The organism is Lysinibacillus sp. ZYM-1, from assembly GCF_001308875.1.
Lineage (GTDB): Bacteria > Bacillota > Bacilli > Bacillales_A > Planococcaceae > Lysinibacillus.
This window is the reverse complement of record NZ_KQ465111.1, coordinates 33,846-57,178: the sequence shown is the minus strand read 5'-3', so window position 1 is coordinate 57,178 and position 23,333 is coordinate 33,846. Positions and strand designations below refer to the sequence as shown.

At 37.5% G+C, this 23,333-nt stretch carries 28 protein-coding genes; all 28 read right to left on the bottom strand.

The window, feature by feature from the left end; genetic code table 11:
- Positions 1-3: 3 nt before the first annotated feature.
- Complete coding sequence (gene flhB, locus AO843_RS06550) at positions 4-1,092, bottom strand: flagellar biosynthesis protein FlhB (RefSeq protein WP_054610325.1); 1,089 nt, start codon at positions 1,090-1,092, stop codon at positions 4-6.
- A gap of 1 nt (position 1,093) precedes the next feature.
- The gene (gene fliR / locus AO843_RS06545; protein WP_054610324.1) at positions 1,094-1,867 is read right to left on the bottom strand and encodes a flagellar biosynthetic protein FliR; all 774 of its coding nucleotides are present in this window, start codon (positions 1,865-1,867) and stop codon (positions 1,094-1,096) included.
- Positions 1,868-1,871: 4 nt separating this feature from the next.
- Positions 1,872-2,141 carry a flagellar biosynthesis protein FliQ gene (gene fliQ, locus AO843_RS06540; RefSeq protein ID WP_012293276.1) on the bottom strand — a complete coding sequence of 90 codons (270 nt, stop codon included), beginning with the start codon at positions 2,139-2,141 and terminating at the stop codon, positions 1,872-1,874.
- A gap of 13 nt (positions 2,142-2,154) precedes the next feature.
- Positions 2,155-2,820: a flagellar type III secretion system pore protein FliP gene (gene fliP, locus AO843_RS06535; RefSeq protein ID WP_054610323.1), complete on the bottom strand. Its 666-nt coding sequence runs from the start codon at positions 2,818-2,820 to the stop codon at positions 2,155-2,157.
- Positions 2,817-3,497 carry a flagellar biosynthetic protein FliO gene (locus AO843_RS06530; RefSeq protein ID WP_054610322.1) on the bottom strand — a complete coding sequence of 227 codons (681 nt, stop codon included), beginning with the start codon at positions 3,495-3,497 and terminating at the stop codon, positions 2,817-2,819. Before AO843_RS06530 ends, fliP begins: the two co-directional genes overlap by 4 nt.
- Positions 3,498-3,501: 4 nt before the next feature.
- On the bottom strand, positions 3,502-3,864 hold the full coding sequence (locus AO843_RS06525; protein WP_008180756.1) for a response regulator: 363 nt from the start codon (positions 3,862-3,864) through the stop codon (positions 3,502-3,504).
- Positions 3,865-3,885: 21 nt separating this feature from the next.
- A complete protein-coding gene (fliY, locus tag AO843_RS06520; protein ID WP_054610321.1) occupies positions 3,886-5,109 on the bottom strand; it encodes a flagellar motor switch phosphatase FliY in 1,224 nt (407 codons plus the stop codon).
- Positions 5,102-6,097, bottom strand: coding sequence for a flagellar motor switch protein FliM (gene fliM, locus AO843_RS06515; RefSeq protein ID WP_036123990.1), 996 nt, complete (start codon positions 6,095-6,097; stop codon positions 5,102-5,104). The genes fliY and fliM overlap by 8 nt, the downstream gene beginning before the upstream one ends.
- A 31-nt stretch (positions 6,098-6,128) precedes the next feature.
- Positions 6,129-6,557: a flagellar basal body-associated protein FliL gene (fliL, locus tag AO843_RS06510; RefSeq protein ID WP_054610320.1), complete on the bottom strand. Its 429-nt coding sequence runs from the start codon at positions 6,555-6,557 to the stop codon at positions 6,129-6,131.
- A complete protein-coding gene (locus tag AO843_RS06505) occupies positions 6,547-6,768 on the bottom strand; it encodes a flagellar FlbD family protein (RefSeq protein WP_054610319.1) in 222 nt (73 codons plus the stop codon). Before AO843_RS06505 ends, fliL begins: the two co-directional genes overlap by 11 nt.
- Positions 6,769-6,871: 103 nt before the next feature.
- Positions 6,872-7,840, bottom strand: a complete 969-nt coding sequence (gene flgG / locus AO843_RS06500) for a flagellar basal body rod protein FlgG (RefSeq protein ID WP_054610318.1) — start codon at positions 7,838-7,840, stop codon at positions 6,872-6,874.
- An 86-nt stretch (positions 7,841-7,926) separates the two neighbouring features.
- A complete protein-coding gene (locus tag AO843_RS06495; RefSeq protein ID WP_054610317.1) occupies positions 7,927-8,295 on the bottom strand; it encodes a TIGR02530 family flagellar biosynthesis protein in 369 nt (122 codons plus the stop codon).
- Positions 8,296-8,310: 15 nt separating this feature from the next.
- The gene (flgD, locus tag AO843_RS06490) at positions 8,311-9,000 is read right to left on the bottom strand and encodes a flagellar hook assembly protein FlgD (protein WP_054610316.1); all 690 of its coding nucleotides are present in this window, start codon (positions 8,998-9,000) and stop codon (positions 8,311-8,313) included.
- Positions 9,001-9,003: 3 nt separating this feature from the next.
- The gene (locus AO843_RS06485; RefSeq protein WP_054610315.1) at positions 9,004-10,275 is read right to left on the bottom strand and encodes a flagellar hook-length control protein FliK; all 1,272 of its coding nucleotides are present in this window, start codon (positions 10,273-10,275) and stop codon (positions 9,004-9,006) included.
- Between the two features lie 24 nt (positions 10,276-10,299).
- Positions 10,300-10,908, bottom strand: a complete 609-nt coding sequence (locus tag AO843_RS06480; RefSeq protein ID WP_054610314.1) for a MotE family protein — start codon at positions 10,906-10,908, stop codon at positions 10,300-10,302.
- A 4-nt stretch (positions 10,909-10,912) separates the two neighbouring features.
- Entirely contained in the window at positions 10,913-11,362 is a 450-nt protein-coding gene (gene fliJ, locus AO843_RS06475) for a flagellar export protein FliJ (protein ID WP_054610313.1), read from the bottom strand.
- Positions 11,363-12,688: a flagellar protein export ATPase FliI gene (gene fliI, locus AO843_RS06470; RefSeq protein ID WP_054610312.1), complete on the bottom strand. Its 1,326-nt coding sequence runs from the start codon at positions 12,686-12,688 to the stop codon at positions 11,363-11,365.
- Positions 12,689-12,693: 5 nt separating this feature from the next.
- Positions 12,694-13,485 carry a flagellar assembly protein FliH gene (fliH, locus tag AO843_RS06465; protein WP_054610311.1) on the bottom strand — a complete coding sequence of 264 codons (792 nt, stop codon included), beginning with the start codon at positions 13,483-13,485 and terminating at the stop codon, positions 12,694-12,696.
- On the bottom strand, positions 13,478-14,491 hold the full coding sequence (gene fliG, locus AO843_RS06460; protein ID WP_036124740.1) for a flagellar motor switch protein FliG: 1,014 nt from the start codon (positions 14,489-14,491) through the stop codon (positions 13,478-13,480). Before fliG ends, fliH begins: the two co-directional genes overlap by 8 nt.
- A gap of 15 nt (positions 14,492-14,506) precedes the next feature.
- Positions 14,507-16,102, bottom strand: coding sequence for a flagellar basal-body MS-ring/collar protein FliF (gene fliF, locus AO843_RS06455; protein WP_054610310.1), 1,596 nt, complete (start codon positions 16,100-16,102; stop codon positions 14,507-14,509).
- 119 nt (positions 16,103-16,221) lie between these two features.
- Complete coding sequence (fliE, locus tag AO843_RS06450) at positions 16,222-16,527, bottom strand: flagellar hook-basal body complex protein FliE (protein ID WP_025113930.1); 306 nt, start codon at positions 16,525-16,527, stop codon at positions 16,222-16,224.
- A gap of 23 nt (positions 16,528-16,550) precedes the next feature.
- Positions 16,551-17,012: a flagellar basal body rod protein FlgC gene (flgC, locus tag AO843_RS06445; RefSeq protein ID WP_054610309.1), complete on the bottom strand. Its 462-nt coding sequence runs from the start codon at positions 17,010-17,012 to the stop codon at positions 16,551-16,553.
- Positions 17,013-17,015: 3 nt separating this feature from the next.
- Positions 17,016-17,408, bottom strand: coding sequence for a flagellar basal body rod protein FlgB (gene flgB / locus AO843_RS06440; protein ID WP_054610308.1), 393 nt, complete (start codon positions 17,406-17,408; stop codon positions 17,016-17,018).
- 580 nt (positions 17,409-17,988) lie between these two features.
- Positions 17,989-18,768, bottom strand: a complete 780-nt coding sequence (gene codY / locus AO843_RS06435; protein ID WP_012293257.1) for a GTP-sensing pleiotropic transcriptional regulator CodY — start codon at positions 18,766-18,768, stop codon at positions 17,989-17,991.
- A gap of 87 nt (positions 18,769-18,855) precedes the next feature.
- Positions 18,856-20,256 (bottom strand): ATP-dependent protease ATPase subunit HslU, encoded by a 1,401-nt coding sequence (hslU, locus tag AO843_RS06430; protein ID WP_054610307.1) that lies wholly within the window; start codon positions 20,254-20,256, stop codon positions 18,856-18,858.
- A complete protein-coding gene (gene hslV, locus AO843_RS06425; RefSeq protein WP_036124754.1) occupies positions 20,256-20,801 on the bottom strand; it encodes an ATP-dependent protease subunit HslV in 546 nt (181 codons plus the stop codon). Before hslV ends, hslU begins: the two co-directional genes overlap by 1 nt.
- A 21-nt stretch (positions 20,802-20,822) precedes the next feature.
- A complete protein-coding gene (xerC, locus tag AO843_RS06420; protein ID WP_054610306.1) occupies positions 20,823-21,722 on the bottom strand; it encodes a tyrosine recombinase XerC in 900 nt (299 codons plus the stop codon).
- Between the two features lie 285 nt (positions 21,723-22,007).
- The gene (gene trmFO, locus AO843_RS06415; RefSeq protein WP_054610305.1) at positions 22,008-23,321 is read right to left on the bottom strand and encodes an FADH(2)-oxidizing methylenetetrahydrofolate--tRNA-(uracil(54)-C(5))-methyltransferase TrmFO; all 1,314 of its coding nucleotides are present in this window, start codon (positions 23,319-23,321) and stop codon (positions 22,008-22,010) included.
- Between the last annotated feature and the right edge of the window lie 12 nt (positions 23,322-23,333).

Here is a 23,333-nt window from a genome sequence, read left to right as displayed (position 1 = left end):
GCTTTAAATTTTACGTTTAATACGGTAAACATAAGCGAGTATTTCTGCTACTGCTTTGAAAAATTCTTCTGGTACCGGATCACCAATTTCAACTTGATCATACATGGCACGAGCTAAAGGTCTATTTTCCACCATAATTACATCATGTTCTTTGGCAATCATCTTAATTTTTTGAGCGATAAAGTCTGTACCCTTAGCAACTACGCGAGGGGCATCCATATTTTCCTCGTCATATTTGAGGGCAATCGCATAGTGAGTAGGATTGGTAATAACTACATCTGCACTTGGTATCTCTGACATCATACGACGCATCGCCATTTCGCGTTGACGTTGTTTGATTTTTGATTTAATCAGAGGGTCACCCTCACTATTTTTATATTCATCTTTAATATCTTGCTTAGACATTTTAAGATTTTTTTCATAATCAAATTTTTGATACATCCAATCCAACATGGATACACAAAGTAAAACTAAAGATGCTGCTATGCCCATAATGCCGACTAGTTTTCCTACGGTTATAAGCGTCATCCAAGGGCTTTTAAAGGACAACGCTAAAACTTCTGGTAAGTTAGTCCAAACAATAATTGTTGTTACACTGCCGATAAAGCCAATCTTTAAGACCGATTTGAGCAGCTCAACAATGGCCTTAACAGAAAATATTTTTTTTAACCCTTTAATAGGGTCCATCTTTTTTAAATCAAACTTCATTGGCTCTAATGTAAATAAAAAGCCAAACTGCAGAAAGTTACCTGCAAGCGCTCCAACAACAGCAATCGCCATAATCGGTACAATAATGAAAGCCATTTGTATCAATGTTTCTGTAAATAAGTGCATCACACTATCAATGGTCAGTGATTCGATGCGTATGTTATGGATAAACGTTTGCCTAAAAAACGATAATAGCTCGTCCCGTAAGGAGCCTGCAAAGAAAAACAAAAATATAAAGACCATTAGCATAACTATGGCACTTGTAATATCTTGACTCTTAACAACTTGTCCCTTTTTTCGAGCATCTTGACGTTTCTTTGGCGTCGCCTTTTCAGTTTTTTCTCCTGAAAAAAACTGGATATCTAAATTCAGTAGTAGTTTCATGTTATCCACCACCTAAAATGGCCATTAAATCACGCATGCCGTAAATCATAATAGTGATTAGCTTTTGAATGACTTGAATCATAACAGCCATCATTGTAAATAACACTAAAAAACTAACTCCTATTTTAATAGGAAAACCAACAACAAATATATTTAATTGTGGTACTGTTTTCGCAGTTATTCCTAATGCTAAATCAACTAAAAATAAGGTAGCCACAACAGGTGCAGCCATCTGAAATGCAATCGCGAAAACAGCTGTAAATGTTGTGATGATAAATTGGGGAAAGCTCTCATTTGCAAAACTAGGAAATTGATCCATAGGTAAAAATTGATAACTATAATAAATTCCATCAAGAATCAAATGATGGCCATTAATTGCTAACAATAAAAGAAACGCTAGCATATTAAAAAACTGACCAATTAATGGACTTTGAGCCCCTGTTTGCGGATCAATAATATTGGCAATGGCAAAACCCATTTGAAAATCAATAAAGCTTCCTGCAATTTGAATGGCAGACATGATCATATAGCCTACTAGACCGAGTAACAGTCCAACAAGTGCTTCTTTCATCACTAATAATATGTATTCATCATTGAATGCAAATGGCTCAACATCAATTGTATAATACATCATCCAAGCTAAAACCAGTGCGAGAGTAATTTTGACTTGTGGTGGTATGGTTCTATAGGAAAAAAAGGGAACCGTAACAAAAAATGCTGAAACACGCACAAGCACCAATAAGAAAACCGTTAAATGCGGAATTAATTCATTCATGGACTCACCCTATATAACGTGTTAAATTCTCAAAAATGTCTCTCGCATAGCTAGTAACTTGAGATAACATCCATGGGCCAAAGAACACGATGGCCACTAAGACGGCGACAATTTTCGGTACAAATGCCAATGTTTGCTCTTGAATCGAAGTGGTAGCTTGAAAAATACTTACGGCCAAACCAGTGATTAAGGCTACTAATAATAACGGACCGCTTGTTAGAAGGATAATCATAATGGCACGTTCTGCAACGGAAATAACCAACTCACCTGTCATACTGTATCATCCCCTAAAAACTTTGTAGTAGCGATTTCATGACGAGATACCAACCATCGACCAGGACAAACAATAAAATTTTGAATGGCAATGAAATCATTACTGGTGGTAACATCATCATCCCCATCGACATTAATGTACTCGCAACAATCATATCGATCACTAGGAATGGAATAAAAATCATAAAACCTATTTGAAATGCTGTTTTAATTTCACTTAAAGCAAATGCTGGTACAAGCATTGTCAGTGGGATTTCTTCCACAGATGCTGGTTTTTCTGCTTGATTGTACGATAAAAACAAATCAAGATCTTTTTGCCTTGTGTGCTTACTCATAAATTCTTTAAATGGCGCACTGGCCCGATCATAAGCTTCATCTAAACTAATTTCTTCAGCAAATAATGGTTGCAAGGCCTCTTTATTGACCTCTTGAAAGGTTGGAGCCATAATAAAGAACGTTAAAAATAATGCTAACCCTACGATTACCTGATTAGGGGGCATTTGCTGTGTAGCCAATGCCGTTCGCACAAAGGATAAAACAATGACAATACGAGCAAAGGATGTCATTAAAATTAATATACTTGGTGCCAGTGATAAAACTGTTAGTAGTAGTAAGAGCTTAACAGATGTTGAGACGTTGGTAGGATCGCTATTGGAAAAAACATTGATTAAATCGTTCATTTATCATCCTTCTCCTTTTGCTTCCATCTCTCAATCTCTTCACTGCGCTCCTGTTTAATTTCGGATATTTTTTTTTCAAAGAGTTTGCCAAATGCATCTTGCTTTTGTTCATTTTGCAAATTCTCTCTATCTTTTTTCTTAAACTTAGAAAATACTTCTGCAATATACGGTGATGTTGCTGCAAGTTCTTGCCTTTCGTTATAAAGTGCTAACAATGTTTCTACTTCTTCAGGATCAGTAATTTCACGCAATAGCTGAACGTCTTCACCGACACCCACTAGATACAATGTTTTCCCAACTTGTAAAAGCTGTACTGACTTTTGTGCACCTAACGATAAACCGCCTAAATTTTGTACCATTTGATTACGTTGGAAGTTTAAATTTCGTTTATTTAAAAACTTCATTAAACCATAAAACAAAGCTACAACAAAAATAAGCGCTAAAACCATTTTTATGTATTCCCATGCAGATATATCTCCAGCTGCTGATACACTTGGTTCTTGTTTAGCAGCTGGATCAGTAGTATCTCCATAACAAGCTTCTGGGTCTTTAATGCAATCTGTCACACTATTCGTATCAGAGTCTGCATAGACAGAAGATGGTGTTGGGTACAAAAACAGGAAGGATACAAGAAATGCAAAAATCATCGTTAAACGAAATGATTTTAACATTTTCATGGAATCATCCTAGCGCTTTTTGGATCGCTTCAATTACTCGATCTGCCTGGAAGGGCTTAACAATAAAGTCTTTCGCACCAGCTTGAATTGCATCGATTACCATTGCTTGTTGTCCCATTGCTGAACACATGATTACAGTTGCACTTGGATCTGATCCCTTAATTGCTTTAAGAGCCGCAATGCCATCCATTTCAGGCATTGTAATATCCATTGTTACTAAATCTGGCTTTAGTTCATTGTACTTTTCAACAGCTTGTAATCCATCTGCTGCCTCTCCAACAACCTCGAATCCATTTTTCGACAAAATATCCTTGATCATCATACGCATAAACGCAGCGTCGTCTACAATCAAAATTCTTTTAGACATGGTTAACTCCTCCAATTGAAACTATCTTAAATTATTTAAACGCTCTGCTTGACTTAAAACATCTGTAATACGTACACCAAAGTTTTCATCAATAACAACGACTTCACCTTTAGCGATTAAACGACTATTCACTAATATATCAACAGGCTCCCCTGCTAATTTATCTAATTCAATAATCGAACCACTTGATAGTTCTAAAATCTCTTTAACAGAACGTTTCGTACGTCCTAACTCTACAGTAACTTGCAATGGAATATCAAGTAGCATATTTAAATTTCTAGCTTCAGATTGAGAGATTACATTTGGATCAAAGCTAGCAAATTGAGCTTGTTGAACATTCACTGGCTGCGCAGCTCTCGTTGGTTGAGTAAACTGCTGTGGCTCCTGATAAACAGGCTGCTGCATTGGAACTTCCGACTGCTGATAAACAGGTTGGGCAGGCGGAGCTGCTACAGGCACTTGTTGTTGGACAGGTGGTGCTGCAATTAGTGGTGCTTCTGGTGCAATCGTTGCAGCCACAGGTTCTTCAATCGATTCAGTTTCACCTAATAGAGATTTTACGATGTTTTGACTAAATTTAAGCGGTAATAATTGCATTAAATTTGAATCAATTAAATTACCAATTCTTAATCTAAAAGATACTTTGACTAGCAAATCATCTTCAGGGATATTTTCTCGACCTTCATCTTTAGAAATATTCATTAAATCAATTGTAGGTGGAGAAATATCTACTTTTTTGTTGAATACTGTCGACATAGACGTAGCCGCTGAACCCATCATTTGATTCATAGCCTCTTGAACAGCACTTAACTGAATTTCTCCTAAGTCAGGCTTCGGATTTAATCCATCGCCACCTAACATTAGGTCTGCAATAATAGCTGCATCGGATTGTTTAATGACAAGTAGATTCATGCCTGTTAAGCCAATCGTATATTCAACTTGGACAGCTACATACGGATGAGGAAACTCCTCTTCTAATTTATTTCGATTAATCATTGATATACTTGGTGTAGTAATATCTACTTTTTGACCTAATAACGCCGAAAGTGCTGTGGCAGAGCTACCAAAAGATATATTGCCTACCTCACCTAATGCATCTTGTGCAAACGAATCAAGGTAATCCTCTACTCGTATATCATTTGTTTCATCAATTGAAGAAGCTTCAGTGCCGCTGTTTTTATCTTCCAACGTCTCGCCCCTTAATAGCGCTTCAATTTCTTCTTGGGAGAGCATTTCATCACTCATCTTCGTCTCCTCCTTTCAAAGGGTCGATAATTTGGATTGCTAATTTTTTGCCTTGCTTACCTGGTTGAACAGTGAATTTTGGTAATGTTCCTACTTTTAGTAGTAATGGGTCATTAATTTTTTGCTCTAACTGTATAACATCACCAATTTGCATTGTGAGGAAATCCTCGATGGTGATATCTGTTAGCCCTAATTCAACTGAAAGAGGTAATTTCGCTTGTTTTACGCGTGTTTCAAGCATTTTTGTTTGTTCTGGAGACATTTCTTTCGTATTTGTTTGCATCCAGTAACGCACAGAAAGATTTGGAACAATCGGCTCCAATACAACATGCGGAATACAAATATTTATCATACCGCTTGTCTCACCAATGATCGTATTTAACGAAATAACGACAACTGTTTCATTTGGTGAGATCATCTGTAAAAATTGTGGATTAACTTCAAGCTCCACTAAAATCGGATCAATTTCCGCAACATTTTCCCATGCCTCGCGTAAATTGTCGAATGAGCGTTCAAAAAGGTTTGTCATAATTTTTGTTTCAATCTCAGTTAAATTATCTACATTACTATGACTCGCCCCACTACCGCCCATTAAACGATCTAGCATGGAATAGGCAATGTTCGGATTTATTTCCATCAATATATTACCATCTAATGGTGGCACTTCAAACACATTAATGAGTGTCATATTCGGAATCGAACGAACGAACTCTTCAAATGGTATTTGGTCTACTGATGCAACCGTAATTTGCACATAGCTTCTAAGCTGTGCAGAGAAGAAGGTTGTCAGTAATCGTGCAAAATTCTCGTGTATTCGGGTCAAACTTCGGATTTGATCTTTTGAGAATCGAAGTGCTCGTTTAAAGTCATAAACTTTAACTTTGCGTCCCTCATCCTCTTTTTTTATGTCATCTGCTGACATTTCCCCAGTCGATATAGCGGAAAGCAGCGCATCTATCTCGGATTGAGATAACACATCTCCTGCCATTTGCCCACCTCCATTTCAAGCAGTTTCTGTTTTATTGAGTGATGAAGGAGGTAAAATATACTTCCTGAACTTCTCCCTCTAGCATCAATTCATTTACTCTAGTTTTTAATGATTTTTGGAAAATTTGTTTCCCTTGCTTACCTTCTAAATCCTTTTGCTCCATTTCAGAAAGCTCTTGAATGGCAATATTTTGCACCTGGAAAACACGCTTTGTTAATTCTGCAGCAGCATCTTTGCTTGTCGTTTGGACTTTTAATGACAAGCGCACAACTCTTTTATCTGCAAGATTCGTCGTGATTTCTGGAATCTCCACTGTAGCCTCTACAATCTCATCAATGGATGGTTCAGTAGCTCCCGTCGGTTTATTAAATTGTGTAAGCAATACAAACAAGATAACCCCGATCAGTATGACTGCTACTAACAAAATAATAATCATCGTTAACATTTTATTATTCTTCATCTTTTTCACCTCGTAGATGCGGGTTGGATAGTATTTGTATATTGTTATAAAAGGCAGTTACCTTTTGTCGCACCTCATCTTCACTCTCTAAAACAATCAATTTTGTTCCAGTTGTTAAAGTAATCGTCGTATCAGGAAATGATTCGACTATTTCTATGTATAAAGCATTTAATGTAAATGCTTTGCCATTTAGACGTGTTAGTTCAATCATTGAATTAGGGCCGGGTCTAGCATGAGAGCCGGCCCGACCCTCCCTCATATGAAAATATGTTTTGTTAAAACGTCCGTTTATGAATTAAAGGACTACACAATTATTATCGTTTTAAGTTTACTAGCTCTTGTAACACTTCATCTGATGTTGTAATAATACGAGTATTCGCTTGGAAACCACGTTGTGCCACAATCATCTCTGTAAATTCTTCAGATAAGTCAACGTTGGACATCTCTACTGCTCCAGGTACTACTTTCCCCATCCCTGCTACAGTTGCCACTTGTGCATATGCAGCACCAGAGTTTGCTGTTTGTTGATAGTAGTTCCCACCATTCTTAGCAAGACCACCAGCGTTAGGGAATTTAGCCATAACCAGCTGCCCTGCCCATTTACGCTCACCGTTTAGGTCTACATATTCAACCGTACCATTAGGACCAATGCTAATCTCTTTAGCAGTTGTTGGGATACGAATTGGTCCCACATCTCCTGCATCAGGTGTAAGTTCACCATCTTCATTAAATAAGTTTGCACCTTCATCTCCTGAAGCAATTGGTGCATCCTCCGGATTGATACCATCGTCATCAGCTTCCATGACAATATCGTCTCCAGCAGTTACCCCTACTAAATATTTCCCGTCAGCATTAACTAAATAGCCATTGCTATCCATATAGAAAACACCATTACGAGTAAATAGGGTATTATTGAAGCCTGCTTCGTCGATGAAACCACTATCTGGATCAGGAGCGCCATTAGCATCAGCTACCATGAAAAAGCCATCGCCTTCAATAGCTAAATCAAGTCCACGACCTGTACTTTGTAAGGAACCGCCCCCATGAATCGTGTCAATCGCAGCTAATTGTGAACCCAAACCAACTTGTTGTGGGTTCACACCACCTCGTGTAGCTGTTGCTGCAGATGCACCTGCTTGAGTTTGAGACATTAAATCTTTAAAAAGAACGCGCCCTTTTTTAAAGCCAACAGTATTAACATTTGCAATATTATTACCAATAACATCTAGCTTTGTTTGGAAGTTTTTAAGACCTGATATACCTGAATACATAGAACGTAACATAAGTTTTCGTTCTCCCTTCATTTTTTATTTGTGTGCTTCTATCAATCAGCATCACGAAGGCTTCCTTACATAAGAAGGTCCAGCCTTTAAAGCACGATCGTGCCATCTATATTTGTAAATAACTGTTGTTTTGCTTCCGTGCGATCCATTGCTGTAATGACAGTAGCATTTTTAGCACTGACAATTAAAGCTGCTTGATCCATCAAGACTAATGGCTGTTTAACACCTTTTGAGTGGGCTTCAAATACCTTATCCGATACAACCTGCCATTCTTGTTCAGAGATGTCAATTTTACGCTCAATGATACGTTCATGCGCATGTTTGCTCACTTTAAGCTCTTGCTTTGTTGCTTCCTGTAAATGGGCTTTAAAAGATTGCTGTGAATTAATGGACGTAGGTTGAGTTGCACGAATAGATGGATGCAAGGGTACACGATGAATTGAAAATTTATCCATCACTTTTTCACACCTTTATTCGCTAATAACTGTAAAATCTTTATCCGTTAGTTTTTTATCATTGTCTAATACGTAATAAATAACGCCATCTTTATTCGAAACAGAGACGATTTTCCCTTGTACTTCCTGGTCACCATCTTGATATGTAACCTTTTTACCTATCAATTTACTAGCCTGTACAAGTGGAGATTCTGGCACAGGATTATTGCCATTTGAACTTGTTCCAGAGCCACCTAGGATTCCTGAAATATTACCAGGCGTTATTTCTTTCCCATCTGCTAATTTAAATACAACACTACCATCTACAAATTTCAAGGATTCAATCACACCTGTTCCTTCATTGACAACAGGATCCCCATTTTCATCTGTTTTATCTGAAATTTCATGCCATTTAACTTCTTTACCAACAAAAGTTGCATAATTCATCATCTGTGTTTGTTGCTGTGATGCTAATAATGATTCCACTGCCTTTGTCATGTTCTGCATTTGTTCTAAAGAAGAAAACTGCGCCATTTGGGAAATGAATTCTCTATCATCCATTGGATTTGTTGGATCCTGGTGCTGCAATTGTGTAATTAACAGTTGCAGAAAGGCATCTTTGCCAAGTTCACTATTCCCAGTTTGTTTGGTTGGTTTCCTATAATTCGAATAGTAAAGATCATCCGTTATGGATGTATTTGTTGCTTTTGTTGTTGTATCTGCCATGAATTACACCTCCTCACTTATTAAATAGTCACTAAAGGATTTCTCTTCATCGTCATCCTCATTTTTTTGTTGCTGTTCTTCATCCTGTTGTTGTCTAAAGAAATTATTAAAGAAGTTTTGATCACGTTGCTGGCGATCCGCATCCTGTAATGATTGTGCAATATCAAGACGATCTACTTGAATGTTCTGCTGAACAAATGCCTGTTTTAGCTGGTGAGCTTGACTATCAAGTAACTCACGTCCATGAGCTGTAGAAGCTAATAAACGAGCTGTAAGTACACCATCATTTTGCACAAGCTCTATACGAACTGTCCCTAAATTTTCTGGATACAATTTTATTGTTAATCGTGTTATCCCCTGCGCATTAGAAATCTGTGCTCTATTGATAATGGCTTGCATTTCTTTTAATAAAGCCTCTGACTGTGCAGGTTTGGCAGTCGGTAATGTTACTTGGAACGTATCTGGTTTGGTTTGTACGGTTTGTGGTGTAACCATTTCATTAGAACTAGTCTCACTTTGCTTGGTCACTTGGACTTGCTGAATTACTTGCTGGAAACCTTGTAATGACAATGTGCCAGTTGATTTAGTTGTTGTTACTTGTATAGTTTCTACTTGCGTTTGTAATGACGTTAATAGACTTTTTACTGTTGTTAACAAGTTTTCTTGTGAAGCTGTTAAGTCCGTTTTCTGTCCTACTAATTGTGCTAACTTTAACACTTGAAGTAATTGTGTTGTTTCTTTTGGTGTTACTTGACTTTCGCCTTGTAGCGCAACACCTATCTGCGATTGTAGGACTGGTGCTTGGGCATCTACTAATGATAAAAGTTCCCAGACATCACTAGCTTCTTTTTCTTCTCCTAGTAGCTGTTGGACTATTTTTTGCAATTGCTCTTCATCAATCCCTAATGCATTTAGTATATTTTCTAAATCAAGCATTTCATCCATAGCCACTGCTTTACCTTCTTCTCCAAGTTGAAGCATTAACAAACCATCATCATGTGGGATTCCTAGTAAATCTAGTACCTCTTCCAATGAATCAGCATTTAACACTTGCTGTAAATCAGCCAACTCATTAGTTGGAGTAGCTTGTGAAGATTGATTTGATTGAGTTGAGGAAGATAGTACTTGTCCAAAAACAGAGCCGAATTTCGATAAATTATCCTGTTTCGATGTTCCGTTAATCTTTCCCTCAGAGCTACTGACTGTTGCTGGTTTTGTTGCAGCGGTTTTAGAAGGTACCGATTTAGTAATCATTTTCATCATCGCTATATCCACTCTTTTCACCTCCTTTCATTAACTCTATTGTTTAGCCATAAGTTCCGTATATTTTGCTGCATCTTTAGCATCCATTTTCTCTAATATGGCCGCTAGTTTATCAGGTTTTAAATTCGATAAAATACGCAGTGCTTCTGCATCACTCATATTGATTAATACAGGTGCTGCCGCTTTCGGAGACATCTTATCGAAAGTTGATAAAATATCGTTGAAATCACGCTTCACAGCATCTTGTTCTCGATTTAATTTTTCAATTTCAAATTGAAGTTGCTCTTTTTCAGTCATTAACTTTTCTTTTTCAGTTGTCGTTGTATCTAACTTTTTTTGTAGCTGTGAAATTTCTGCTTCTTTTTCTTGAATCTCTGCCTGTAAATTGACTATTTTCGAATCATTGTTAACGACAGCATCTTTCGCTTGTTGTTCTTCTGATGGAACAAAAGGTAAACTGCCTATCGCCTTCTTTCCTAAGTCAAAGACATTTGTATTCATTAACGTTGCCACAACAAGTAATACTGCTACTACAAACATAAGTGGCAGGACTATCCAAGTAAAAAACTTTAGAAAGCCCCCAGTTTTTTTCTTAGGTTGCTGTTCAATTAATTCTGCTGTCAATCGATTGTCTTTTTTCACCATGAAATCACCTGATTTCTCTCTTGTTATACGTTAGTATTGAAATTTCATCTAAAAAAAGGCTTTCTATACGATCCTGCTCTTGTTGGAATAGCTTAAAATCCTTTTCTCTCATTTTTTCAAATTTACGTACTTCCAAGTTTTTTTCTAATAATTTTTCTTCGTGCCAATTCATCTTTGCACGAGCTTGTATCACTTTCTGTTGCACCTCTGCAATTGTTTTTTCAAGACTATCAATAAAACGTGCATAGTGATGGATTTCATCAATAGATGAACCAACAGTTAAGCGATCCTGCTGGAAAGCAATTAAGTCTTCCTTCTTTTTAAGTAAGTCATATAATTTAGTGGCAACTTCCTCAAAAGAACGGACAGATTCTTTGTAGGCCATTTCAGTTTCGTTTTTTTCTTGCTCACGAACCGTTAACACTTTTTCAAAACGATACACATAGCTGACCATCTAGTTCACACCACCGTTCGATAAGGATATTAATTCATTCACACTTTCTTCCAATGTCACTTTATCTAAATAGCCCTGTTTGAGATAAGTAGTAATGAGCGGTTCATAATAAATTGCTTCATCAATTTCTTTAGACGTTCCTCGTTTATACGCGCCAATGTTGATTAAATCCTCAGATTTGTCATATGTATAGTAAAGTTCCCTTAATCGTTCTGCTGCTTTCTTATGTTCCGGTTCTGCAACATGATTCATCAAACGACTAACACTTTTCAAAACATTTATAGCAGGGTATTGACCTTTATTAGCTAAATTTCGATCAAGCACAATATGACCATCTAATATCCCTCGCACAGTATCAGCAATTGGTTCATTCATATCATCCCCATCAACTAAGACAGTGTAAAATGCCGTAATAGAACCTTTTTCATTAGTACCTGTACGTTCTAGTAATTTAGGTAATATCGCAAATACAGACGGTGTATACCCTTTTTGTGCTGGTGGTTCTCCTGTGGCAAGTCCAATTTCACGTTGGGCCATGGCAACACGTGTTACGGAGTCCATCATCAACATGACATTTAAGCCACGATTTCTAAAATATTCAGCGATGGCGGTTGCTGTAAACGCCCCTTTTATCCTCATCAATGCTGGCTGATCAGATGTAGCTGCCACAACTATGGAACGGCTTAGACCTTCTGGACCTAAATCACGTTCAATAAATTCACGAACCTCACGTCCACGTTCTCCTATCAGAGCAATTACATTCAAATCTGCCTGCGTATTTCTCGCAATCATGCCAAGAAGCGTACTTTTTCCGACCCCTGAACCTGCGAAAATCCCAACACGTTGGCCATTACCAACTGTCAGCATTCCGTCAATAGCCTTTACTCCCACTTCAAGTCTTTCATTGATAGGTGGGCGTGTTAGTGGATTTGGTGGATCTTGTTCGGTCGGAACTGTCATAAGCCCTTTTGGTAATAAGGTGCCATCAATAGGATTCCCCATCGAATCTAACACTCTTCCAATTAACTCAGGGCCTACTTTTACTTCTAATGGAGCACCAGTCCCTTCAACAAGGCAGCCAATAGATATTTCTCGCAAAGAGGTGAAAGGCATTAAGACAACAATTTCATCTTTAAAACCAACAACCTCAGCTAAAATGATTTGGTGACCATTGTTTACAGTTTCCACATGGATTTTACAAACATCACCTATGGAACTATCTGGACCTTGCGACTCAATCATCAAGCCGACAACTCTAGTGACTCTACCAAACTTTTTAAAGGTTGGCATATGAGGAATATGTTCGATTAATTGAGCCGTCTTCATCTAGATCATTCCTTACTTTCTAATATTTCATGAAGCTTTAATCTTAGTTCGTTCAATTGCTCGTCGATGCTCACAACTATGCGGCCATGATTCGTTTCGATATAGCAATCTGTTTCATTATTCAAATCTTCATTAACAAAAATCATAAATGGTACATCAATCGGGAACATTTCGGCTAGTTCATCACGATTGGCAGTTATTAAAGCGTGATAGGTAGGCGACACATAAATTTTAATTTCTTTCATTTCTCTCGCCTCTTTCAGCCCTCTACGAACAATTGACACGAACAGCTCTCGATCACGTTCTAATGACGTGCCAATAATTCGTTCAGCTGTCGTTAGGCCAAGCTCTAAAATTACTGCTTCTTGATCATTAATATACTTTTGTGCGTTTTCTTTTGCTTGATTGATCACTTCATTCGCAGTTTGAAGGGACTGGGCCATTGCTTCTGTGGATTTGTTCACACCATCTTCATAGCCTTGTCCAAATCCCTCATCATAAGCTTCTTGAACTCGATTAGGCCTCTCTTCTTCCCAACTTAGCTTTAAGTGCTCCATCTCTTGGAAATGTTCTTGCTTTTCTTGCTCAAACGCTTCCCGTTCCACTTGCAAGGAAGCCCTAGCTTGGGCAAGCAAATGATCTCGCTCAGCCATTATTTCTTCTATCGTCAATTGATGCTGGGATGAAGTATCCTCATCATCTTCCAAACCGGGTATTTCAAACATATCGCGGATTTGTATTTCTTTTACATTATCGCTATTGGATTGTGTGTATATAGAACGGATGATTCTAGACAATTACGTCATCTCCTCCACCACGTGCAATAATAATCTCACCAGCATCCTCTAGGCGACGAATAACAGCAACAATTCGCGATTGTGCCTCCTCTACGTCACGTAAACGTACAGGTCCCATAATTTCCATTTCTTCTTTAAATGTATCAGCCATACGTTGTGACATATTGCGGAAAATAATATCTTTTACCTCTTCGCTTGATACCTTCATCGAAAGCAATAAGTCTTCGTTTTCACAATCACGAATAACACGTTGAATAGAACGATTGTCGAGTGTAACGATATCTTCGAACACAAACATGCGTTTTTTGATTTCCTCTGCAAGCTCTGGATCTTGAATTTCAAGTGCATCAAGGATCGTTTTCTCTGTTTGTCGATCTACTCCATTCAGTACTTCAACGACCGCATCAATACCACCAGTTTCTGTGTAATCCTGTGTAACTGTAGATGATAATTTACGCTCTAACACCGATTCAATTTCACTAATTACTTCAGGAGAAGTCGATTCCATGACAGCAATACGTTTTGCAATGTCAGCTTGTACTTCTTGTGGTAATGAAGATAAAATAACCCCTGCTTGCCCCGCTTCTAAATAAGAAAGAATCAGGGCAATTGTTTGAGGATGTTCATTTTGAATAAAGTTAAAAATTTGTGCTGGATCAGCTCTCCGTGCAAAATCAAACGGTCTTACTTGTAGTGAAGAAGTCAGACGATTAATAATCGTTTGTGCTTGTTCAACGCCAAGCGCTTTTTCTAATACTGTTTTCGCATAACCAATACCACCTTGCGTGATATAGTCTTGGGCTAGTGCAATATTGTGGAATTCTTCTATAATCTCTTCCTTGACGTTTGATTCTACTTTTTTAACACTTGAAATTTCTAATGTTAAACGTTCAATTTCTTCCTCTGTTAAATGTTTATAGACTGAAGCTGAAACCTCAGGCCCTAATGAAATTAACAAGAGAGCGGCCTTTTGTTTTCCGGTTAATTCCTTATCTTTCTTGGACACAGCCGAACCTCCTAGTTAGTCTTCAGCAATCCAACTACGCAGTAACTTTGCAAAATCGTCTGGCTTTTCTTTTGCCATTTTTTCTAGCTGCTTACGACGCATTGTAGCTTCCGTTTCAATTTCTTCATTAATATCATCGATCATTAATTCTTCTTGTTCTTCTAGGATACTTAGCTCTTCTTCTTCCTTCGCACGTTTACGAGAACGGATAATGAAGAATGCTAACAAGACAATAACAGCTAATAAGATACCGCCAATGACCCAAACCCACCATGGAATGATTGGCTTTTCATCAGCAACTTGTGTGGCTTTACCGTATAGTGGTTGTACAGATACAGCTACTTTCTCATCAATTTGCTCTTGAGTAAGTTCAGCCGCCACGTCTTTTGAAATCGTTGTGCGAACGATTGTACTTAAAATTTTCTCAATATCTTCACGGACACCATCTGGTAATGATGCTGCATCTGTCGCTGTTGGCGGTTCAACAATTACTTGAATTCCAATATCTTGAACCTTATAAGGGGCTTCTTGGATATCTTTACGTATACGGTTCACATCATTATTAATTGTTTCTTCCGTACGTTCATAATCACCGTTACCCGATGTCCCTTCATTATAAGTAGTAAAGTTATCAGTAGTTGTTTCAGCTTCAGGTGTTCCAGTAGCTGCTGCAGCCCCTGTTCCAGAATATTGCTCAGTAATTCTTTGTGCACTAATGGCAATACCTTCCATATTCTCTTCATCAACAGGCGTCACAAGGTTTTCTTCACGATTTTCTTTCTTGAAGTCAATATCCGTAGTGACAGAAACCATCACTTTATCTTGTCCCATCAACGTGCCTAGCATATTTTGTACTTGACGTTGTAGATCACGTTCGACTAATTTCTTCATTTGTAATTGACCTTCAGCTGTCGTTGTAGATGCTCCATCTGTTGTGGCTGCATTTAAGTCAAAGTACTCTGAGAATTGATTTGAGATTACGATATTATCAGTTTTTAAATTTGGAATACTTTTTGATACCAAATTATACATTGTTGTAATTTGTTGTTCTGTAAATTTATAGCCTGGATCTGTATTTAACACGATAGATGCAGTTGCATCTTCTTTAACATCTGTTACGAAGACTCCTTCTTCAGGGACAGTAATCATTACTTTTGCATCTTTAACACCTTCAAGGTTTCTAAAAAGTTTAGCAATTTCAGTTTCAGTAGCTGCTTTCTTTAATAAGTTAAATTCATTATCTGTCATACCAAAACCTGAACTGTTTGCAAATGAATAATCAATCGTACCCGTTTGTGGATAGCCTTCTGATGCTAATTGCACTAATAAGGAGTCAACTTGCTCCTCTGGCACTAAAATAGATGTTCCGCCTGGAGCAATTTGATATGTTACACCTTGAGAATCCAGTGCTTCCTTTACTTGTCCAATTTCTCTTGTTGATAAATCTTTATAAAGTGGAACATATGTAGTTTTTGAAGCAAAAAACGTCACAATTGCCGCAAGTGCAATTACGCTTACCACGGAGCCAATCATAACTATTTTTTGCTTTTTACTTCGACTTTTCCAAAATTGACTGGTGTCGTTTTTTATTTTCGTCAATCGTTCATTCATTATGAATCCTCCGGTTATAGTGAATAACCTAGCCATCAATAATTTGCGACCTTAATGAGCCCACCTTAAGGTAGTTTTTAATTTATATTGAAAAGGGAATTTCTACCTTCAATAAAAAATTAAACACTCATTCGCATTATTTCTTGGTAAGCTTCAATCACCTTATTGCGAACTTCAATTGTTGCGTTTAATGTAATGCTCGCCTTTTGTGAAGCAATCATTACCTCATGCAACTCCACATTTTCACCTTTAATTAGCTTTTGAGTAAAATTATCGGATGTGATTTGCTGGTCATTTACTTTGGCTATTGCTTCTTTTAAAGAGTTCGCGAAGCTTTGTTGTGCTTCATAAGGTGTCGTATTAAGTTTATTTGTTTCATTTACAACCTGAGTAGGTGTCATTAGCGAAACGGACGAAATAGTCATTATGTATCTTCCTTTCTTCTTATTTATTTACCAATCTCTAAAGCCTTTGTAAGCATGGACTTATTTGCGTTAAATACGGTTACGTTTGCCTCGTAGGAACGAGTGGCTGACATTAAATCTACCATTTCTTTTAATGGATCGACATTCGGCATATTGACATAGCCATCTGCATTTGCATCTGGATGAGTTGGGTCATAAACAAGTTTGAAAGGTGTTTCTCGGTCTTCTGAAATACGAGTTACTTTCACACCATTACCAACACCACTTTTGGCGTCTTTACCAAGTGCTACATTCATAAACTTCGAAAACTGACCTTCTTGTGCTGTAAACGTTACGGACTTCCGTCGATATGGCTCCCACTCACCATTAACTTGACGAGCTCGAGTTGTATCCATGTTTGCCATATTAGAAGAAATGACGTCCATGCGTAATCGTTGCGCAGTTAAAGCTGAGGCAGTGGTATTCATTCCATGAAAGATAGACATCTATTACTTACCTCCTTTAATAACAGTGTTTAATGTGTTTAATTTCCCGTTCACACGATCAATTAAAGCATTGTAATAAATTTGATTCTCTGCTAATTTTGCCTGTTCAGCATCCATATCTACAGCGTTGCCATTATTTCGGTATCGTAAGTTTTCTATATTATTGACACCAGGTGTAGATTGTCGAATTGTGAAATCATAATGTCTATTGTCAGTACGATATGCAGAAATAGCTATAGTCTTTTGTTCTTCCAACATATCCTTAAAACTAACATTTTTCGCCTTATAATTAGGTGTATCGACATTCGCAATATTGTTTGCGATTGTTTTATGATTCAAAGTTGCATAGGAAAGTCCATTTTCCAGGCTACTAATAGTTCCACCAAATAAATTCAAAACTGTTCACCTCATTTTATTAAATTCTATGTACTTGTTAATTTATCCAATAATACAATTGTAATTAAGATGATACCTAGTGTCTATTGTCTTTTGTCACTTTTTAATAGTATATACGCCCTATTTTTTCAACGGCACAACCAGGACAAAACTTCTGCATCCCTTGTCCCTCTAAGGTTTATTAAGAGTTCATTTACATCTAGTTATTTTACACTATTTCGACAGTGTTTACGATTTTAGTATTAAATTTGCCTTTTTATGAGCTTTATCGCCTTTTAAATCGAAATTAAATTAAGGTCCCTTTTTACTAGTCCTACAAATGACAGAACATTCTAATATAAATATTTAACAGTTTATTTGCTATTATTCTAAAGTAACATACAATGTCTTTTTATATGCTAATTGTAGTGACAAATTTATGAACGACTTTAGGAGAAAAGAAATACAAAACATCAATATTCTCCAAATTTGTACTTATTCAAAAATATCAAAGCAATCGAGATGACAACTTCCCAATTTAATGCACACGAAAAGGCGCCTAGTTTTACCTAGACGCCTTCATTATCTTCTTAGAGAAGTATTATTTCATTTTAATTTCAGCTAATGCATTTAAGAACTTATCGTTTAACACTTTAATATAAGTTCCTTTCATACCTAGAGAGCGAGACTCAATGACACCTGCTGATTCTAGTTTACGTAATGCATTGACGATGACTGAGCGTGTAATTCCCACTCTGTCAGCAATCTTAGAAGCAACAAGTAAACCTTCGTTGCCATCAAGTTCTTCAAAGATGTGCTCAATTGCTTCTAATTCACTGTATGAAAGTGAATTAATGGCCATTTGTACGACCGCTTTGCTACGAGCTTCTTCTTCAATTTCTTCAGATTTTTCACGTAAAATTTCCATACCAACTACTGTTGCACCATACTCTGCTAAGATTAAATCATCATCTTCAAATTGTGAAGATAAACGAGCAAGGATTAATGTTCCTAAACGTTCACCACCACCAACGATTGGTACAATTGTAGTTAATGCGTTTTGGAAAAGATCTTTGTTTTCCACAGGGAAAGCAGTATGTTCGTTATGGATATCTAAATTAGAAGATGTTTCTGAGATAGTAAACAAGCTATGTGTGTATTCCTCTGGGAACTGTCTCTCTTCGAACATTTTCTTCATACGCTCATTTTCAATTTGTTGGTGAATTGAAATACCTAATAATTTACCTTTACGGCTCAAAATATAGACATTACTATCTATGATATCTCCTAATGTATCGGCCATTTCCTTAAAGTTTACCGGCTTACCAGCAGAAGCTTGAAGCATCGAGTTAATTTTACGTGTTTTTTCTAATAAATTCATTATATGTTCCTCCTATAAATAATCCGAAGAGTATTCACTTAATATTCTAAAGGTTTTTACTACTGAATGATACTAAACAGCTTTATCTTACAATATAAACTGTGACAAATCTTTGTTTTTTACGATACCTGCGAGTTTTTGATCTACATATGCAGCATTGATTGGTATACTTGCTGGTGCAATTTCTGCTGCTTCAAACGACAGCTCTTCAAGTAAACGTTCTAAGATCGTGTGCAAACGACGGGCTCCGATATTATCTGTTTCCTGATTAACCTCTGTGGCTATTTCAGCTATACGTTCAATAGCATCAGATGTGAAATTGATTTCCACACCCTCCGTTTCTAATAATGCCTTATACTGCAAAATGAGCGATTGATCTGGTTCTTGTAAAATACGGACAAAATCTTGTTTTGTTAATTTCTCAAGCTCTACACGAATTGGGAAACGCCCTTGCAATTCTGGAATCAAATCTGAAGGCTTCGACATATGGAATGCGCCTGCAGCTATAAATAGCATGTAATCAGTTTTCACAGCACCATACTTAGTAGTAACAGTTGACCCTTCTACTATCGGTAAAATGTCTCGTTGTACACCTTCACGAGATACATTCGCAGAAGTGTTCCCCTCTTTACTAGCAATTTTATCGATTTCGTCAATAAAAATGATACCCGTTTGTTCCGCTCTAACAATTGATTCTTGTGCAACTTCATCTGCGTCTATCAACTTATTTGCTTCTTCTATTGTTAAAATACGACGTGCATCCTTTACTTGCACACGACGTTTTTTTTGTTTTTTAGGCATCAAGCTAGATAGCATATCTTGCATTCCGCTATTACCAGACATATCCATTCCCGTACCTTGTAACGCATCAAAAATGGATGGAGTTTGTTCAGTTACCTCTACCGTCACCCACTCATTTTCCAATTTGCCATTTCGTAAATCAATAGCAATTTGTGCACGTTTAGAGCGTACTTCCGTCTCATCTGATGATGTATCGTCCGTGGAAGACTGTTCTTTCCCACCAAATAACATTTCAAATGGGTTTTGCATACTCTGTTTTTTTCGCATCGAAGGCACTAAAAGTTTCACGATAGCTTCATTTGCTAATTGCTCTGCTTGTTCCTTAACAGATTCCATCATTTCTTCTTTTACAAGACGGTGAGAAGCTTCTACTAAGTCACGTACCATTGATTCAACATCACGACCTACATAACCTACTTCAGTAAATTTTGTCGCTTCCACTTTTACAAATGGAGCATTTGTAAGCTTCGCAATTCTTCTGGCAATTTCCGTTTTTCCGACACCAGTCGGTCCAATCATTAAGATATTTTTAGGAATAACCTCTGCCTTCATATCCTCATTTAACAACGAACGACGATAGCGGTTTCGCAACGCAATGGCTACAGCTCGCTTAGCTTCATTTTGCCCAACAATATAACGATCTAAATGCTCAGTAATTTGTCTTGGCGTTAAATTTTTTTGTGTCATTAGTTCAGCGCCTCCACGATAATATTATGATTCGTAAATACACAGATCTCAGCAGCTGTTTCTAAGGCAGCTTCAGCAATTTCACGAGCAGTCATAGTTTCGCCTGCATATTTTTTTAATGCCCTACCTGCTGATAATGCATAATTTCCACCAGAGCCAATGGCTAAAATGCCATCATCCGGTTCAATGACTTCACCAGTACCAGAAACAAGCAGCAATGTCGTTTTATCCATGACCAATAACATCGCTTCTAGTTGACGTAGCATTTTATCTCCACGCCATTGCTTCGCAACCTCTACTGCAGCACGTTGTAAATTACCGTTATATTCATTCAATTTGCCTTCAAACATCTCAAAAAGTGTAAATGCATCTGCAACAGAGCCTGCAAACCCCGCAAGGACCTGCCCATTAAACAGACGTCTGACCTTCTTTGCTGTACCTTTCATCACAACAGCATTTCCTAATGTTACTTGACCATCACCAGCCATGGCACAGCCTCCGTTATGATGCACTGCAAATATCGTAGTCGCATGAATTTGTCCCATCTGCTTTCCTCCTTAACTCTATTATGCCCTTGGATGAGCATTCATATATGTTTGACGTAGATGCTCTTTTGTTACATGTGTGTAAACCTGTGTAGAAGATAAATGCGAGTGGCCTAATAACTCCTGCACTGTCCGCAAATCCGCGCCATTGTTTAATAAATGTGTGGCAAAAGTATGGCGAAGCATATGTGGGTAAATTTTCGTATGGAGTGAGGCCTTGTCAATCATTTCGTTTAAAACATGACGTACCCCTCGTGGAGTAAGTTCCCCACCTCGCATATTGACAAACAACTGCTGATGATTAGTCTTTTTCATTAATCTAGGGCGAGCTTGCTCTATGTAGTCCTGCATGGCCAAACTCGCAAATTGACCGAATGGAATAATTCGTTCTTTTCGACCCTTTCCCATAACTCGTATGATGGAATAATGAAAATCTACATCCTTAACTTGAATGGAAGTCAGTTCACTTACACGAATACCAGTCGCATATAACAGCTCTAATATAGCCATATTTCTTAATGATTTCAAATCATCCCCAGTATTCGCATCAAATAACTGCATCAATTCTTCTTCATAGAAAAAATTGGGTAAACGGGATTCTTTTTTAGGATGATAAAGAGAACGAAATGCCCCATCATCAAATCCGTACTGTCTATTTAGAAAGCGAAAAAAGGAGCGTATCGAGGATATTTTTCTAGAAATAGATGCCCTCGCTCTTTTTTCGTCGTACAACTTTGTTACATAAAGACGTGCATGTATATATTCAACACTCGCTAAATCATTAATTCCCTCTGCTTGTAAGAAGGCCAAAAAATCCAGCAGGTCTGATTCATATTCTCGCACTGTATGAACAGAGAAGTTCTTTTCAACTTGGATGTAAAGCATGAACTGTTCGAGTGCATCTTGGGACGAAACTAACATAGAAAGATTCACCACCAATAATTTATTAATAATTTTCTCAAATGACTGACACTTGTAATATAACGGATAAATAATTCTTTGTCATCTCTTACAAGTTTGTATTTTTTCCTATCACTAATAAACATACATATTGACACTATACCTATCTTTGTAAGATAGCAAGTGTAAATAGTTATTTTTTGAGAAAATCTCCATACAAAATAATAAAACACGTCTAATCAAGCATTTTGTCTACAAAAAGAAAAAGCCTCTAAGAGTATAACAACTTTTAGAGGCCTTTGGCAATTAAATTGTTTGTGAATTCACAAAATTATGAATTGCGCTTATTGCGCGTGTTGCATGTAATTCAGCACGCTCTGGTTTTGAACGGCGACCAGGTGGTAACTCTGGGAATATACCAAAGTTAACGTTCATTGGCTGGAAGTTTTTCGATTGCGCTTCTGTTATATAACGCGCCATACTTCCTAATGCCGTTTCGAATGGGAAAATAATTGGTTCTTGTCCCAATGCTTGACGAGCTGCATTAATACCAGCTATTAATCCACTTCCTGCCGATTCAACATATCCTTCTACGCCAGTCATTTGACCTGCAAAGAAAATATTCTTTCGTTCACGAAGTTGGTATGTTTTCTCTAAAACTTTCGGAGAATTAATAAATGTATTGCGGTGCATAACACCATATCGCACAATTTCGACATTCTCTAACCCTGGGATTAACTGTAGTACTTCTTTTTGAGGGCCCCATTTAAGGTGTGTTTGGAAACCAACAATGTTATAAAGAGTACCAGCTGCATCATCTTGGCGAAGTTGTACTACGGCATAAGGACGCTTCCCTGTTTTTGGATCTTCAAGGCCGACTGGCTTCATTGGACCAAATAACATTGTTTTCTCTCCACGAGCTGCCATCACTTCGATTGGCATGCATCCCTCAAAGTAAATCTCTTTCTCAAATTCTTTCAATGGCACTACTTCTGCTTCGATTAAAGCTTGACGGAAGCGATCAAACTCTTCCTTCGTCATCGGACAGTTTAAATAAGCTGCTTCTCCCTTATCGTAACGAGATTTTAAATAAACTTTATCCATATCTATACTATCTTTTTCTATAATTGGTGCTGCAGCATCATAAAAGTATAAATAATCTAGACCCGTTAAACCTTGGATTTTTTCAGCCAAAGCTTTCGAAGTTAAAGGACCTGTAGCAATAACTGTTATACCTTCAGGAATTTCAGTAACTTCTTCATGAATAACCTCCACAAGTGGATGATTTTTCACTGCCTCTGTCACATAGCCAGCAAATTCATGACGGTCTACTGCTAATGCTCCTCCAGCAGGCACAGAACATTGGTCTGCTGCCTTTAAAATGACAGAATCTAAAATACGCATTTCCTCTTTAATAACACCTACAGCATTTGTTAAACCGTTTGCACGTAACGAGTTAGAACAAACAAGCTCTGCAAATTTATCTGTATGGTGCGCAGGCGTTTGCTTTACTGGACGCATTTCATAAAGTCTTACTTTCACACCGCGCTTTGCAATTTGCCAAGCGGCTTCACTACCTGCAAGCCCCGCTCCTATTACATTTACTACTTGTTCAGTCATGATTCTTACCAT

Bases quoted from the DNA above. Each gene is read 5' to 3' on its own strand.
- flhB (WP_054610325.1), bottom strand. From the start codon at position 1,092: ATGAAACTACTACTGAATTTAGATATCCAGTTTTTTTCAGGAGAAAAA.
- fliR (WP_054610324.1), bottom strand. From the start codon at position 1,867: ATGAATGAATTAATTCCGCATTTAACGGTTTTCTTATTGGTGCTTGTG.
- fliQ (WP_012293276.1), bottom strand. From the start codon at position 2,141: ATGACAGGTGAGTTGGTTATTTCCGTTGCAGAACGTGCCATTATGATT.
- fliP (WP_054610323.1), bottom strand. From the start codon at position 2,820: ATGAACGATTTAATCAATGTTTTTTCCAATAGCGATCCTACCAACGTC.
- AO843_RS06530 (WP_054610322.1), bottom strand. From the start codon at position 3,497: ATGAAAATGTTAAAATCATTTCGTTTAACGATGATTTTTGCATTTCTT.
- AO843_RS06525 (WP_008180756.1), bottom strand. From the start codon at position 3,864: ATGTCTAAAAGAATTTTGATTGTAGACGACGCTGCGTTTATGCGTATG.
- fliY (WP_054610321.1), bottom strand. From the start codon at position 5,109: ATGAGTGATGAAATGCTCTCCCAAGAAGAAATTGAAGCGCTATTAAGG.
- fliM (WP_036123990.1), bottom strand. From the start codon at position 6,097: ATGGCAGGAGATGTGTTATCTCAATCCGAGATAGATGCGCTGCTTTCC.
- fliL (WP_054610320.1), bottom strand. From the start codon at position 6,557: ATGAAGAATAATAAAATGTTAACGATGATTATTATTTTGTTAGTAGCA.
- AO843_RS06505 (WP_054610319.1), bottom strand. From the start codon at position 6,768: ATGATTGAACTAACACGTCTAAATGGCAAAGCATTTACATTAAATGCT.
- flgG (WP_054610318.1), bottom strand. From the start codon at position 7,840: ATGTTACGTTCTATGTATTCAGGTATATCAGGTCTTAAAAACTTCCAA.
- AO843_RS06495 (WP_054610317.1), bottom strand. From the start codon at position 8,295: ATGGATAAATTTTCAATTCATCGTGTACCCTTGCATCCATCTATTCGT.
- flgD (WP_054610316.1), bottom strand. From the start codon at position 9,000: ATGGCAGATACAACAACAAAAGCAACAAATACATCCATAACGGATGAT.
- AO843_RS06480 (WP_054610314.1), bottom strand. From the start codon at position 10,908: ATGGTGAAAAAAGACAATCGATTGACAGCAGAATTAATTGAACAGCAA.
- fliJ (WP_054610313.1), bottom strand. From the start codon at position 11,362: ATGGTCAGCTATGTGTATCGTTTTGAAAAAGTGTTAACGGTTCGTGAG.
- fliI (WP_054610312.1), bottom strand. From the start codon at position 12,688: ATGAAGACGGCTCAATTAATCGAACATATTCCTCATATGCCAACCTTT.
- fliF (WP_054610310.1), bottom strand. From the start codon at position 16,102: ATGAATGAACGATTGACGAAAATAAAAAACGACACCAGTCAATTTTGG.
- fliE (WP_025113930.1), bottom strand. From the start codon at position 16,527: ATGACTATTTCGTCCGTTTCGCTAATGACACCTACTCAGGTTGTAAAT.
- flgC (WP_054610309.1), bottom strand. From the start codon at position 17,012: ATGTCTATCTTTCATGGAATGAATACCACTGCCTCAGCTTTAACTGCG.
- codY (WP_012293257.1), bottom strand. From the start codon at position 18,768: ATGAATTTATTAGAAAAAACACGTAAAATTAACTCGATGCTTCAAGCT.
- hslU (WP_054610307.1), bottom strand. From the start codon at position 20,256: ATGACACAAAAAAATTTAACGCCAAGACAAATTACTGAGCATTTAGAT.
- hslV (WP_036124754.1), bottom strand. From the start codon at position 20,801: ATGGGACAAATTCATGCGACTACGATATTTGCAGTGCATCATAACGGA.
- xerC (WP_054610306.1), bottom strand. From the start codon at position 21,722: ATGTTAGTTTCGTCCCAAGATGCACTCGAACAGTTCATGCTTTACATC.
- trmFO (WP_054610305.1), bottom strand. From the start codon at position 23,321: ATGACTGAACAAGTAGTAAATGTAATAGGAGCGGGGCTTGCAGGTAGT.